Annotated in this window: 11 protein-coding genes; 6 read left to right on the forward strand and 5 right to left on the reverse strand. The window is 33.9% G+C overall.

From position 1 onward, the window contains the following. Positions 1-79: 79 nt before the first annotated feature. From ACP6PK_RS09955 to ACP6PK_RS09965, 3 genes are all read right to left on the reverse strand, one after another. Entirely contained in the window at positions 80-694 is a 615-nt protein-coding gene (locus ACP6PK_RS09955; RefSeq protein ID WP_426559472.1) for a hypothetical protein, read from the reverse strand. Between the two features lie 256 nt (positions 695-950). Beyond that, a complete protein-coding gene (locus ACP6PK_RS09960) occupies positions 951-1,193 on the reverse strand; it encodes a TIGR02450 family Trp-rich protein (RefSeq protein WP_094676444.1) in 243 nt (80 codons plus the stop codon). A gap of 210 nt (positions 1,194-1,403) precedes the next feature. Continuing rightward, positions 1,404-1,874 (reverse strand): GNAT family N-acetyltransferase, encoded by a 471-nt coding sequence (locus tag ACP6PK_RS09965; RefSeq protein WP_426559473.1) that lies wholly within the window; start codon positions 1,872-1,874, stop codon positions 1,404-1,406. A 339-nt stretch (positions 1,875-2,213) separates the two neighbouring features. On the opposite strand from ACP6PK_RS09965, the gene ACP6PK_RS09970 reads away from it, so the two are divergent. Next, positions 2,214-2,918: a DJ-1/PfpI family protein gene (locus ACP6PK_RS09970; RefSeq protein WP_426559474.1), complete on the forward strand. Its 705-nt coding sequence runs from the start codon at positions 2,214-2,216 to the stop codon at positions 2,916-2,918. A 416-nt stretch (positions 2,919-3,334) separates the two neighbouring features. Here the strand turns inward: ACP6PK_RS09970 and ACP6PK_RS09975 are convergent, their stop codons facing one another. Continuing rightward, positions 3,335-3,772 (reverse strand): NUDIX domain-containing protein, encoded by a 438-nt coding sequence (locus ACP6PK_RS09975; RefSeq protein ID WP_426559475.1) that lies wholly within the window; start codon positions 3,770-3,772, stop codon positions 3,335-3,337. A gap of 1,400 nt (positions 3,773-5,172) precedes the next feature. Between ACP6PK_RS09975 and ACP6PK_RS09980 the strand changes: the two genes are divergently transcribed. From ACP6PK_RS09980 to ACP6PK_RS10000, 5 genes are all read left to right on the forward strand, one after another. Further along, a complete protein-coding gene (locus ACP6PK_RS09980; RefSeq protein ID WP_426559476.1) occupies positions 5,173-5,955 on the forward strand; it encodes an HMA2 domain-containing protein in 783 nt (260 codons plus the stop codon). Positions 5,956-6,028: 73 nt separating this feature from the next. Beyond that, entirely contained in the window at positions 6,029-6,298 is a 270-nt protein-coding gene (locus tag ACP6PK_RS09985; protein ID WP_426559477.1) for a DUF5132 domain-containing protein, read from the forward strand. A gap of 1,232 nt (positions 6,299-7,530) precedes the next feature. Continuing rightward, the gene (locus ACP6PK_RS09990; RefSeq protein WP_426559478.1) at positions 7,531-8,592 is read left to right on the forward strand and encodes a J domain-containing protein; all 1,062 of its coding nucleotides are present in this window, start codon (positions 7,531-7,533) and stop codon (positions 8,590-8,592) included. Between the two features lie 695 nt (positions 8,593-9,287). Further along, positions 9,288-11,144, forward strand: coding sequence for a tetratricopeptide repeat protein (locus ACP6PK_RS09995; RefSeq protein ID WP_426559479.1), 1,857 nt, complete (start codon positions 9,288-9,290; stop codon positions 11,142-11,144). A gap of 1,221 nt (positions 11,145-12,365) precedes the next feature. After that, on the forward strand, positions 12,366-13,967 hold the full coding sequence (locus ACP6PK_RS10000; protein ID WP_426559480.1) for a mechanosensitive ion channel family protein: 1,602 nt from the start codon (positions 12,366-12,368) through the stop codon (positions 13,965-13,967). Positions 13,968-14,290: 323 nt separating this feature from the next. On the opposite strand, the gene ACP6PK_RS10005 is transcribed toward ACP6PK_RS10000, so the two are convergent. Then, positions 14,291-14,983: SdrD B-like domain-containing protein (locus ACP6PK_RS10005; protein WP_426559481.1), on the reverse strand; the 693-nt coding region annotated here is incomplete at its 5' end.

Consider the following 14,983-nt stretch of genomic DNA (forward strand, 5'->3'; position numbering starts at 1 on the left):
GATGTCTATTGTTGCAGCGATTTTTCGTAGCAAATGGGTTTCTTTGTGTAAGTCCTAGCAATATTACTACCATGCTTACTTAAAATGGGATTTCTTCATCGAAATCTAAATCATTTTCCCCTGGTTGAGATTGACCTAAATATTCCTCGGCAGCTTGAATTTTGGCAAAAATAGATGTTCTAGAATCAGATCGTTTTTTCATCAGTCTATCAATTTTGTATTTAGCTTTAATTGCCTCTCGATATTCTTTAGAAATCGGTTTTTCTGGCCAATTAAAATCAGTAACTTTGACAATTGGTAGTCGAGAACCTAATTTTTCTATTGGCATTTCTGGTAATCGGATCAGAAAATATTCTCGCCTACGTCTAATATTTTCTGCCCGATTTTCAATTTCTGCTAATACACCCGCTAATTGACTAGGATGATGTTCAGAAATAGCAACTATAACTTCAATATCATCTAAGGGAATACCTAAACTTTCTGCTTTGGCTAAAAATTCATCGGGAATATGATTTGTGACTGGAGGATTTACCGCAGCAGACATTTCTGCTATAGCTTTTTTGATAGTTTCTTTAGCAGTTTCAACTGTTTGATTATTTGCGGAAATTGTAGATTTTTTACTGACAACATATTCTAGATTTTTGGTGGCTTCTCTTAATAATTTAATTGCCTTTTTTAGATGTTCATAATCCATTTTAAATAATTTTTATTGAGTAAAAATTTGTTAGAGTTTCTGGAGAAATAGCTATAAAATTTTGAAGTTAAAGATAGTATTATGTTATTGGGAATGACAGCATATTTCGCATCAATATCAATTATGTACAAGGCGTGAATAGTAAAATTATTGTGTTGCGGGCATGTTGCCCGCTAAATGTGTAGTTCACAGACAGCGGGAATTACTGTAAACAGACTGAAAGAAAACAATCTCATAAACTGGTATCCATATTTTATTATTCAAGAGGTTCTAACTCTTGGGTTGATTGCCATCCAGGTTGCCAAAGAGAGCGGTCTTTTAGTTGTTTAGCATTTAGCCAAAATCTCACAGTTGAGTCACAGGATGCTACCATTTCAGCAAATACCCATTGACCTTGATTTTTACGATTTACTACTTGGAAATGTCGCCATCCCCAAGTTTTTTTAGTTGCTGTCCATTTAGAACCAAGAAGATAAGGAAATTTTTGTTTTTTTGGCATTTTCAAATAAAAATAAAGAAATATAATTTGTAAGCATTCCGCTATTAACAGTTAGCTTTTAGCTGTTTCATAAATAATAAATATACATTATCTCGGTTAAGGTCAATTTTTTTCCAATACTTTTAATTCTCCTTAAATCTATCAATACTAATTCCTACTCAAAAGGCAATAAATTAAGCTGATACCTGACTTCTGAATGCTGAATGCTTACTATAAGTCTAACCTCATTTCATTATTTTCATCAAAGCCAAGATGAGGATATAGAAATTTGCCTTGAGGGGAAGCATGAAGAATAACTTGAGTACAACTAAGAGATTTGAGGTAAGTAATAGCTTCTCCCATCAATTTTTTAGCAATTCCTTGACGGCGATAATCTGGTTCAACATAAACTCCCCAAATATAACCCTGTTTTCGATATTCTGGTTTGAGGATATTGGGATACAAATCAGGCAATATTTGACAGCTAACTGAACCAACTATTGTATTATTTATATCAGCAAGAAAGGCTTGATAAAATAGTTGCTGCCTAGCTTTATCAATATATTCTTTTGTGATTTCTAACCAGTTATATTGAAGAGAGTCTTTAGGAACACCAATATCTTGCCACATTACATAAATATGTTTGGCAATTAGGGAACTTTCTTGTGAGTTTGCTGTTCTGATATTAATATTTTCTGCCATTGAAACTTTCGATAATTTTAGTTCCCAAACTTATTGTTGTAGCAATTTAACTTTGAGCTTATATCCTACTACATTTTCGGTCAAAAGTACCCACTTGGATACTAGCTTCAGAATTACAGCACTTTTGAGGATGGTACAGCACTTTTGAGGATGGTGAGGTACAGTTATTTGCAGTTCAAGCTTCGGTGCCTGTAACAAGCAGGATGCTTGTGTTACCAGAATTACCAATAGACTTCCAGTCTTTAACAAATAAAAAAATTTTGTACCTCACTAACTCCAAAATTGCTCTAACTTTTAGGATAACCTAGTTTTGTTAACCTAAACAATATACATTAAATTATGACAGATATGACTGAGCAATATCAGATTGGTTTAGTTATCTATCCAGATATGACTCAACTTGATATAACAGGACCTTTTCAAGTGTTCTCATTTATTCCGAATACTAAGGTGCTAATGCTTTGGAAAAACTTAGAACCCGTTCGCAGTGCTAATGGTTTGACAATTTTGCCTACTCTCAGTTTCGAGCAATGTCCAAATTTAGATGTTCTCTGTATTCCTGGAGGTCCAGGACAAATTGAAATGATGCAGGATCAGGAGGTTTTACAATTTTTACGAGAGCAGGGAAAAACAGCCAAGTTTGTTACATCAGTTTGTACTGGTTCTCTAATATTAGCTGCTGCTGAATTACTGCAAGGCTACCGAGCTGCTTGTCATTGGGCTTTTCGCGACCAGTTAGCAATGTTAGGAGTTGAAGTAGGAACAGAACGAGTTGTTATTGATCGAAACCGAATTACTGGGGGTGGAGTAACGGCTGGTATTGATTTTGGACTGGCGGTTGCGAGTCAACTTTGTGGGGAAGAAATGGCGAAAACAATTCAACTGTTGTTGGAGTACAACCCTGCACCACCTTTTGATGCTGGTTCTCCAGAAGTAGCAGGAGCAGCTTTAGTTGAACAGGTGAAAGATTTAGGAAAACCAATATTAGAGGCATCTTTGGCAGCAACTAGAAAAACTGCTTTAGCAATTGGATGTGATGTGTGAATTTTTTTTTAAATTAGGGCTTGCTGATTAAATCTCAAAGCATTGAAAGATAAAGGTTTTAGCCTTTTTAGGTCGAAAAAAGTGCCAGCTTTTTGGTCTCTAGATCTGCAAAAAGTTAGCATTTTAATCGGGCGAGGACGAAAAAATCAAGGGAAAATTCTTCCGACTAACTCCTCTATAATTCCCCTGACTTCTGACTTCCCCTCCTGGAAGGGGTGAGGGAGGGTTGGCTTAGGAGTGGGTTGACTCCTACCCTCACCCATAAGGCTTTTTCCCCAAACCCTAATTAGTGTTAGTATTCAGTAGTTTGTTTTATATCAATTCTGATTAATCAATCATAGTTAAACTCTCTCCCCTTCTAGGTTATCCCCTGTGAAGGGTAGCAAGTTGGGGAGGTCTAAATTTTGATAAATTCCTCAAGTTGAAACTAAACCTGCTGCTTGCAATGCTTCCCACGCTCTGTTTGAACACTTTTCCGGTCTCAGAGTTGCGATCGCTATCCACTGAATTCCTAAAGGTCCAACTTCTGGATCGTCACTACTAAGCTTGGTTGGTTTCGGTTCGACTCTACACTGATAAATAATATTTAAAGCATGAAGTAGCTTCCCTTCTCCTTCAGGAAAAAATTCCTCTGCTATTGTCAGCAGTCGTTCTACTTGAAAATCTGTAATCCCAGTTTCTTCTTTTATCTCTCGTGCTAGTCCTTCCATTAGGGTCTCTTCTGGTTGCAAACCACCTCCTGGTAAGTCCCAACAATTAGGCTGTGGGTCTGTCATTTGATGCAGTAATAACACTTGAGCATCTGCCACAAATAATCCTAATACTGCTACTCTTAATCTTACTTCTGATTGCATTTTTCTGAATTCATCTCAACTAAATCTATTTCCCATACTAAACATTAGGGAGAATACTCAAATTAATATTGATTTCCAATTTTCAGCTTATACTCCTCCTAAAATATAATATTTTTTCATAGTTAATATTAGTTTTTTTTATATATTATTACCTTTAATGTAGATAATCATTGTACAGATAAATTATATCATCAAAAAATAAATGAAAAATGATTTGTAATAATATAACTCGTGATAATAGTCACTAATTAATATTGGTTATTTAGGTTATATTTAATTTGAGAGGATACAAGTACAGATGCACAATTTCATCCAATTAACCTAACTGGGTAATCCGGTTTTTACCATATTGATATACCAAATTAGGGGATGCTATTATCTCAAATTCAAGCAATAATAAAAGTGTAGGGAGTGAAAATAAAATTACAACTAGGGAGTGTCCATAATGATTAACTTTGATTGCTTCTACATTTTACTGACAGCTACTATTTACCTGGGACTAATTTATATGGTATTAAGCTGGATTCCAAATAAAATTAAGAAAACTGGTTAGAATTGTAGGATTAATAGGGTATGGGACCAAGGTAAAGACTTTTTTCTGATAAATATGATAAAAGAGCGATTGCCTCTTAACCCAACCCTCTTCTAAACAAGTAGTTTTTATGAGTCTTTTTGAAAATACTAAGCTAAAGTATTTAAGTTAAAATACTGATGATTAAATTACTTAATTGAGTTTGGTTCAGCAGTTAACAATTACCTCTTCTTAAATAAGGAGAGGATTGACTAAAAGGAAATTTTTTTATTTTCTTTATCCTCAAAGGTTTACCAATCAAAAGTATTCATTATCTTGAGTGTTCCTTAAATTCCGTTCGCGTACCGTTTCTGAAGGAAATGGAAATGGAAATGGAAATAGAAACCTCAGAATTACACACTCAATTCATGAGTTTTGAATGTATGACTTGCGCATAGCAGCACTAAGATAGCAATTCCCAGGTTTTCGAGATTGCTTCCCTGGTCCGAATGACAACTGTTTAAGATTTCTTATCTGATATATTATTTAAGTTGCTTGAGAATAAATACTTAGCTAAAAATAAAGGAATTCGCAGCTCCGAGTCTTTTCAATAGATTAATCAAGTAGAGAATTATTTTTATGATTTGATATTACTCTTCTAAACGTTAGAATACTCTTTTAAATCAAGGTTTTCTAGATTAATAGTAATTTTTTCTAATAAGCTAAATATGAATAACTGTAACAAGGGTTGCTTTTTTTGGATGAATAGTATTAATATATGAATAGAGTAAGAAATAGTTAATCTGGGTTCAACATGGAATTTGTAACTGTCAATTAGTATTTATAAATCCAGATTAAAGTAGCTCTTTAGACATCAGGGAGGTGGGCAATGGCCAACGTAACTACAGGACAAACAAATATAGCGATGCAAGTAGTACATAACACTCCTGGGCGTGTACGTTTAAAGGCTTGTAGTAAAAATATTGATATTCCTACCCTCAAAGTAATAGCTCAACAATTACAGCAGCATGAAGGTATCTACGAGGTGAAACTAAATAATAGCACCGGTAGCTTAGTTGTGAGTTTCGATGTCAGCACTATGTCTTTGTCTCTGTTGTGGAAAATATTGAAGGATTTAAACATTGATGAACGCACCCCCGCATTAATATCGCCGACAACAGAAGCAGTAGAAAATAAATTATCACAACCTGTAAATCCTACGGTGAAATTTACAGCAGATTTAATAGATTCTCTAATTCCCATAACTGTCTGTATGCTTGTCAACCGAAATTTGGGGATTTCCGGTTGGCGAACTATACCAGTTACCCTAATAACATCGAAGTTGACTAGAGGGGTAATGGAACAGCTAAAACCAGAGTCGGGCGAGTTAACAACAGAGCAAAATTTAACTCCCACTGTTGCACCCTCATTTCAAGTGCTTCATTCTACCCAGGGGCGAGTAAGGTTACAAGTACCACAAGTTGGTAATGATGTAGACTACGCCCAGAAACTAGAACAATTAATTTTAAGCACTGATGGAGTGACAAATGTCCGAATTAACCGTTCGGCAGCTTCAGTGGCGATCGCCCATGAACCTCATCTAGATATGCTTCCTTATCTGGCTAAGTTAGTAGAAGAAGCCAACTTAACTACTTCAGCATCTCCAAAATAAACTCAAGTAGCATAACTCAAAGAAGCATGACTGGAAATACTCATCACTTAATGTAGGTAAAAGGAGATTGATCATGTCAAGCATACTAAAAACAGTAAAACACACAAATCTATCTACAGTAGTATTTAGTTTGGGCGCTGTAGCAATAGCACCGATATTAGTTCCTGTACTGAAACCAGTTGCTAAGGCAACTCTTAAAGGTGGAATAAGACTTTATGAAAAAAGCAAAGCTGCTTTAAGTGAAACTGGAGAAATGCTAGAAGACTTAGTAGCTGAAGTCAAAGCCGAAAAAATGACAGCGGCACAACCTGTAAAGGTTAATGTAAATACTACTGAAGAATAAAAAGCATATTGTTGGTAAATCTGTTGGCTACAGGGGATTGGCATCCCCTGTTTTTTTTGTGTTATTACTGTATAATACCAAATTAATAAATCCCTATAAATATTTAGGTTACTGCTTAGGAGTCAGGAGTCGTAAGGGGCGATTTGTGTTTGCGTTTCATGTGCGTAGCAAAGCATTCCGTAGGAAATCGTCCGTACAGGGGTCAAAATGAATCAATTTGAGACTATTTTTTATGTTGTAACTGTCTTTTTTGTCAAATTAACATTTACCGTAAAAGCTTTTAATAGTTGTTATATCATGTCCGGTTGAATAGTTATAAATAAAAAGGTAGGAGTCAGGAGTCAGGAGTCAGGAGTCAGGAGGAAAGAGGGGAGAAAGAAAGTATATGCATGAGAAAGTTTTTTTATCACGCTCTTATCCGGACATGATATTATTATTCCTAACATTCTTTTTTCAAAATGGTATAAATAATAGATATCTCCAGAAGAGAGGGAGTAGTGGGAAATAATTGATAATTTCTGTGGGATAATTTATTCAATTTTTTATTATTTGAGATGTCTAATATTAAATGTGAAATTCTCTTCCGTTACAGAGATTATAACGGGAAACCTCTTGCCCAATCTAGTTGGTAATTCTGTAATAGAAAAGTTGGATATTAATACCAATTCACTTTAAAAATGTCACAAATAGTTTCAAACTTTAGATGTGAAATAATTTCCTGAAACTACTGTAGCGTCAGAATTATGAGTCTATAAAATCTTAATGCATGACTTTTGACTTTTGAATTCGGTGAAACGGTATAAGCTTTTTATATTCTACAAAGACATAGCATACAACTACTTTGAATATGAGATTACAGCGGTTTTCATTTCAGTAGACGACAGTGGGAACGTTCCATGGAACGTCCCTACAAGGTTTTGGTTGTGATATATAATCCGGGTAATTAGTTATCGTATCGCTCTAAGAGTCAGGAGTCAGGAGTCAGGAGTCAGGAGTCAGGAGTCAGGATAAAGAAAGGATTTGAATAGCATGAATTTTTAAATTCGTATTCAATAGAACATTATATATATAAGAGGAAGTAATTTTGCGATTACTGTATAACCGGATTTTATATGACGATGTGGTTTATCAATCTGAAAAGCGCTGTAATTCTGACTAAGATGACACATTGAGTAAATCACGATAAACTATAAAAGATTCTATTGCTAAAATAATTGTCAAGACAATTTATTATGCCAATAAAAACTAAAAAAATAGCTACCTATAATTCTGTATCTCAAGAAAATACTCTATCATTTTCTTCTACTCATGCTAGAATAAATTTTCTTCATCAAAAGCACAAAAAACTTCTGACTCAAATCAAACGTAAAAAAACTGAATTATCTAACCTCACTCAACAAATACAAACATTGAGTCAAGAAATGTCTCATAAAAGTAGACCTTTCGATGAAAAAATTCATACCTTGGATCGAGAAATTCATAGTCTCTTTGAGAAAATTCTAAGTAAGAAACGTTTAGGAAAACGCCAAAGGCAAGAAATTATAGATATTTATCGAACTCTACAATTAACAGGGAGAATTTCTCTAATACCAGACTATTTTTTTCAATCATCATCAGCAAATTTTCAAGATGATGTTGAATATAATTCGGAAGATTCAACTGAGAAAGACTTTTTTGGAGATAATTATTATGATGATAAAAATCACTCTAAATTCTATGAACAACCAGATATTTCTCAACCACGTCCAAGTAGAGATTTAAGAAAAATTTTCCTGAAATTAGCTGATAAGTTTCATCCTGATAAAGCTACGGACGATGAAACTCGTATTCTCTATACGGAAATAATGAAAGAAATTAATATTGCTTATAAAAGTGGCGATCTGGCTAGGTTACTAGAAATTGAACGGGAGAAAAATCAAGAAAAAGTGAATTTTCACCAAAATGATAGTGAAAAAGAATGTGAACGTTTAGGGAAAGAAATTGAATTATTATCTCAACAGTATCAACAAGTTAAAGCTGAATTACGGGAGGTAAAAAATACTCCTCAAGGTAATATGGTTAAACAGTATCGGAAAGCTAAGAAAAATGGAGAAGATTTGATGGAAGATTTGTTACAACAAGCAGAATTGGAGGTAATGTCTTTGAAAAATTTGCGTGATTTTGTTAAAGATTTTAAGAATAAGAAAATTACTTTACAAGAATTTGTTCAAGGACCGAATGCTATAAATATACATAATATGGAAGATATGGTTAATGAAATGTTTGAAAAGATGTTTATAGTGATAGATTTCTAGATTTGCTTACTGACTAATTAAGCTATTGCACATCACTGAAATAATTAATAAATAATATGGAGATATTGATTAATAGTAATTATATTAATTCGACTTGTTTGAAGTTTGATAAGAAACCGGGTTTATGGGATGTAGATGTTAATATGGTAGGGCATTTAATACAAACCAGGTTTCTAGGATTAATTGGACTTGTTTGAAGTTTGATAAGAAACCGGGTTTATGGGATATAGATGTTAATATGGTAGGGCATTTAATACAAACCAGGTTTCTAGGATTTAGGATTGCTATATAGCAATTGTAAATAGGTCGCGGGTAATCAAAAAGTAGATAAAAAACTTGAAACTCTCGCCTGTTCCCTGTTCCTAGTTAAGTGTTCCCTAAAAATTAGTAAGATTTTTGCCACGAATAAAATAGGATTGCTATATTTGATATTACTAAAAACTTTGCTATGCTTGAATATTATATTGTTAAATATAGCAATCCACCCATAGGCTACGGGTAATTAAAAAGTAAATAAAAAAGTTGAAATTCCTAGCTTTTGCCTGTTGCCTTGTGCCTAAAAAGCGGTAATATTTTTGCCATGAATAAAATAGGATTGCTATATTTTATTCTGGTTGTGTTTGGAGACCAAACTCCTACAGTTTTTTTAACAAATAATTTAAGACAAATAAATAAGATAACAACTAATAACTAAAATGACAGAATCTATTTCTTGGCAAGAACGCTATCTAAATCTCATTGACCATATTATAGAAATTACTCTTCAAGGTAAAATTCGTTCCAAAGAACAGGTATATCAAATGCTTGTTAAAGAAATTAGTAGTGGTACAGGAGAAATATTTGAACGTTGTTTTGATGAACGTTTTCAAACTATTAAAAATCAGGTAGATACGGAAGCTGATGAGTTAAAACAAGCAAAAGCTAATCGTCGTTTACGAGCATTAAAAACTATTCAAGGAGAATGGGAAAGGTGGGAAAAAGAACATCAAACTCAAGAGGCGATCGCCACATCTGTACAACAAATTATTAATGCAGAAACTAGGGAACGTCTGACAAGTTTACTTAATGCTATTGATCCTAACCAAAAACAACCTCTTACCCTTAACCAAATACAAAAACTTGGCCAAACTCTACAAGACCAACAACTCCAAACTACTGACCCAGACCTGAAAAAAGATTTGCAGCAATTTACCACTGGTATTAATAAAGGTCTAGAAGCTTGGCAAAGACTGCAACCTTATTTAGTAAGTTGGATATATGACCAAAGTCGAGGACAACTGGGATTTGGTGGGACACCCGAACAGAGGGGACCTTGGGTATTATGGTCAAAACAGGTAAATAGTTCTTTTCCAGAGGGTTTATTTAATACTATTGCTTTGGAAAAATCTGTGGTAGAATTTGCTGGGAAAGCTAGTATTGAAGCGAGCGATCTAGTTGAGTTGGCGGTAATTTTACAATGTTTACAAAGAGGATTAGTAGAATGGTTTGATAAGTTAATTTATGATGCTAAGGTAGGAGCAAAATTATCTATTTCTACTTTTTTAACTTTTGCTGCTATTTGGTGTCAGTTAGCTGATGGTTTTCAGGCTAGACCTAGTTTAAGTAATTCTTGTTTTCAGGTAACATTGCAAATTCTCCGCGCCTTTTATCAACGAGAATATTTTCCTCTCTATGGTGGAATTTTTGCTTCTTTTTCTGGAGAATATTTACAAAATGCTTTGAGTTATTTAGATGAACCTTTGCAAAGAATTCAAGGTACTCAAGCTAAGGGAAGAATTTTAACTTTATTGGGTTATTCTCAGCAGACTTTAGGGCAATATTTAAAGGCGATGGAATTTCATAAAAAAGCTTTAGAAATTGCTCAAGAGACGGAGGATAAATCCTGTGAAATTGCTAATTTGAATCATTTGAGTCGGACTTCTGTAGCGATAAAGGATTATGGTGAGGCGATTAATTATAGTCAGAGAGCGTTAATGTTTTCCCGACAAGTAGGGGATAAAAGAGGGGAAGCTAATGCTTTAGCTAATTTTGGTTTTAGTGAAGTTTTCCAAGCTAGACAAAAAGAGGTGATGGAAACTGAGGTTTATGAAAATGCGATTAATTATCTACAACAGGGTTTGAAATTGTCAGAAATTTTGGGGGATGGTCAGAGTAGGTCTCTTTGTTTTAGTAGTCTAGGAATTGCATTTATGGTATTAGAAAAACCTGAAGATGCTCTGTTATATTTAGCTGGGGGTTGGCAAGCTGCTCAATATTCTGGAGATTTATATTTGCAAGGTTTGAATTTGGCTTATCTTGCTCGGGCTTACTATAGTTTGCAAAATTTGGAGAAAGCTATTTTTGCTGGTTGTTTGGGTATGTATCTTTTGGAGCAAATTGGTGCTAATGAATGGCGACAAACTGCTGGTTTGATGGTTGTCTTGAAGGGTCAGTTGGGAGAAGATTTTAATGAGATTTTAAATCGGAAACGGTCAGAAATTTTGCCTGTTATTGGAGTGGATGGTTATGATTATATCTCTGAACTTTTAGTGAAATATCAACAGTCTCTTTAGTTTCTTTCGGAGTAATATTTTTTCTCTTCATTATCGTCATTGAAAGATAGGCAGAGGGTTTTATTTATATAGTAATTTATAACTTTAATGATGTTTTATAGTTGAATAAAAAGTCATGTGTAGGGGCGAGATAACCCTAATATATTTATAGTATCACGATTTTTTTCTAGGTGCAACTTGACAATCCTCTCTCTTTTCTCGAGCTTCATAAAATGATAACTTTGTGGTTTAAGGTTGAGGCGATTAGATAAGGGATGGGGATAGCATCCCTACTGCATTTTATGTTCCGCAGCAAAACCTTTTTCTTTCATCTGACCTGATTCCGCTTTGCCCATCAATTGAATTTTTGCGTTGAATAAAAAGTCATGTATAGGGGCGAAGTAACCCCAATATATTTATAGTATCACGATTTTTTTCTAGCTGCAACTCAATCATCCTCTCTCTTTTTTTGTAGCTTAAGAAAATTTTCATTTTCTCGTTTCAAGCTGAGGATGTAATAACGTTTATCAATAATTTATCCTGCGCATGTGACAACTATTCATACTTTGGTATTTTTCTTGAACTCCCATAACACCTAAAACTTGCGTACTACCTAACACCTTTTTTTCAGGATGTATAGCTTGCCATGAGGATAAGTTAGATTTGGTATAGCAGTTCCATTACTGTTAGGACATTTCAATTGCCTAAAACTTAGACATAGCAGGATTTTTCCTTCAGCATAGCGCCCTCAGCCTTTTGCTATATATAGTCATTTCAAATAAGGATGAAATCCTTTCAAGACAAGAAACACTGGTCTCAATCTAAACTGAAACGACTATTAAGAGGTGCAATGGGGTGAGAATAAGTAGCATCCCTACTACTATTCTATATAAATCCATCTGACTAGACTTCAAGCAATTTTCCTTGTTTGAGATATTCTTGCCACGAAAATTCAAGTCAAATACTTAAATTTCACTAATACTAGAACTTTCTAGTGTCAAACTATTGAAAAGAAATTCACTAAAGTTGCCAATATTGACATTATTAATATTACTGCCAGAAGCTATATTAACAACTGGATCAACAGTAGTTTGACAGAAGCTAAATTTTTACACTTCTCGTATGAGGGATTTTTTTGAAAGGCTATGATGCTAATTATTTTAGCTCACATTTTGTAGGTAAAATAAACTAATACAATCCAAAAATTAAAAAGCTTATTTTTTATAAATTAAACAGGTTAATATGGTTGAACTGAATAAAATATTAGAAATTTTAGCAACTTTAGGATCGATAGTTGCCATACTATATTTGATAACATTTGTAATTCTTCCTCCTTTATTTCGTCAATTATCTTCAGATGCAGCCATCACAACTTTAAAAATTATACGCAAACCTTTATTACTAATTACACTCTTTGTCGGGATTCAAATATTATTAATTCCTCAGTTTGAATTCGACAGTTATGAAATTTGGCTAAAAAAAGGATTAACTGCTCTAACTATTGCTCTAGTTACTTATATTATCGGTCAACTTTTAACTCAAGTTATTCTGTACTACTTAAGGGAATATGCTAACAAAACAGAAGCTATGTGGGATGATGTTTTAGTTCCCATCCTTGAAACCATATTACCAATTTTAGTCTATGTTCTTGGTACCTCATTTTTCTTACAAGTTTTGGGAATTAATATTAGTGGACTTTGGGTCGCTATTGGAGGAGCATCCTTTGTTATTGGGTTTGCATTCAAAGATTCTCTCGCCAATTTTCTAAGCGGTTTGGTTTTATTAGTAGATACTCCCTTCCAATTTGGAGATGTAATTTTACTTTCTTCTGGGCAACTAGCAGTTATTAAAAAAGTGGGTTTACGAGTCACTCATTTGTATGTTGTTAGCAACCACAGCGATCTCTATATTCCCAACTCAAACTTTGAAAAAAAAGAAATTGTTAACCTGACTCGTCCTACTCCTCATTATTACGATCAACTTGAAGTTCCAATTATGTCAATGGTTGAACCTGGTCAAGCAATTGAGTTAATTGAAAAGGTAGTTTTAGCACATCCTGATACTATGGGAGAAATTGATCGTAAACTTGAACTTATAAATCAATTTTATGGATTTTCTAAACCAGGAATAAAAACAGAAAAGAAGCGAGAAGCGGGTTTTCTACGACTAAAAGCAGAACAAAAACTTAATCAGAAGTTAAAGGAAATAGAGGATGGGTTTTATGCTTTATCTCAACAGGTAAAACAGTTTGAAAATCAAGGTTTAGAAGACAATGAAATTGTTACTATTCAAGGAAATTGTTTGAATATTTGTGAGCAACTTGGTTTATTAAAAAAAGCAGATTCTTTAAGTAATCATCAACGAAAATTAATTCTAGAAGAAGGAGATAATGCGAGACCTGGAGGAGACTCTTTGATTGGTTTAATCAGAGAATGGTATAGTGCCTGGTTAGAAGATACAGATTTGTTGTTAGAAGATCGGAAAATACTTCCTGAATTTTGGGAGCAAAAAATTGAACTTCTCAAAAGGAAAACTAATAAATTATTGGTAAAAGCGAATAATCTTTCCATTGATGATACGCGATTTGATGATTTTGTCGATGAGTTTATCCTATGGTTAGAAGAACGATTTAAACGCTCACAAATCGAATGGCAAAATCCGAAAATTTGGATGCAAGAAATTAGGGTAGTGGGAGGGCCAGCGATGGACCCTAACAAAGTCTTTATCGTTAAGTTTTTTGTAGATGATATTAAGCTGGAACACTGCGAACGAGGAAATAGAGTCAAAAATGAACTCTATCGGGAGCTAATTTGGCAACTTCGGCGCTCCTATTTAGGAAAATAAGTTCTGTTTATCTGGTCAAATCAATTCAAAATTATAACCTCTGCCTTTTTGCGCAGCATTCCGCAGGAAAGTCAGAGGCTTGAAATAAGGAAAATATTTTTGATTTTTTCGTTAGTTACGAACGAGGTTTGAATCCTTAATTAAACAATTATTGAAATTAAGTTATAGCGCTACGCGCTAGGGAATAGGGAATAGGGAATAGGGAATAGTAAATTGTCAAAGGGTTTTAGGATTTAGAAATGTCCTAACCTGAATGCGTAGAGCTATAGAATCCAAATTTTTGAACTTTTAATTTTGAATTTTGAATTCAAAAAATGGTCAAACTATAGGAAAGAAAATTCACTAAAGTTGCCAATATTAACATTATTAATATCACTACCTGGAGTTACATCAACAATTGGGTCGGGAGTAGTTTGAGAGAAGCCAAATTTTTGCACTTCTCGTATTGTGTAAGTATTGGGAGGTAAATCCTCAAATGAATAGAAACCAAATTCATCTGTTATAGTTGCAGGTTCCCCAATATCTAAGAGAGTATTGTTATTCAAATCAAGATACAAAGTGAAGTTATCTAAACCATTTTCTCCAGGTTCAAATATTCCATTAGCATTTCTATCATTAAATTTAATGCCATTAATTTCACCTCGGTTATTTACATTCCCAATATTGACATTTGTAATATCGCTACCTGGAGTTACATTAATAATTGGGTCGGGAGTAGTTTGGTCAAATTCTGGATTTTGAGTTTCCCTAATTATATAAGTATCTGGGGGTAAATCTAGGAAAGAATATTCACCATTAATACCAGTAATAGTCGGAGGTTCTCCATCGTCTAAGAATCCATTTTCATTCAAGTCTAAATATAAAGTAATATTTGCTAAACCATTTTCTCCAGGGTCGAATATTCCATTAGTATTCGTATCATTAAATTTTGTACCGCTAATTTCACCTCGATTATTTACATTCCCAATATTGATATTTGTAATGTTACTTCCTGGAGTTACATTAATAATTGGGTC

This window comes from Dapis hubbardiae BLCC-M172, from assembly GCF_050016015.1.
Lineage (GTDB): Bacteria > Cyanobacteriota > Cyanobacteriia > Cyanobacteriales > Microcoleaceae > Trichodesmium.